Source organism: Oceanobacillus damuensis, assembly GCF_001618145.1.
Lineage (GTDB): Bacteria > Bacillota > Bacilli > Bacillales > Amphibacillaceae > Oceanobacillus > Oceanobacillus damuensis.
This window is the reverse complement of sequence record NZ_LQNF01000076.1, coordinates 1-210: the sequence shown is the minus strand read 5'-3', so window position 1 is coordinate 210 and position 210 is coordinate 1. Positions and strand designations below refer to the sequence as shown.

Below are 210 nucleotides of genomic sequence, written 5' to 3'. Positions count from 1 at the left end.
CGGGCGACGAGATGAAGCTGGTGCACGACGGCCCGACCTTCGCCGAGCCGCACGACGCCACCATCGTCCACAGCTCGAAGATCAAGCCCATCGAGATCTGGAAGCGCGACGACAAGATGTTTGCCGACGCCGTGGCCCAGGCCAAGAAGGACGGTGTCGACCTGCTCAACGACAGCAAGGTCGTCCGCAAGGGCAAGAAGGTGCGTCAAT

General features: G+C 62.9%; 1 protein-coding gene. It reads left to right on the top strand.

Features of this window, described 5'->3' with window-relative positions:
* On the top strand, positions 1–210 hold a 210-nt coding region (locus tag A4245_RS20485), incomplete at both ends, for a hypothetical protein (RefSeq protein ID WP_199860725.1).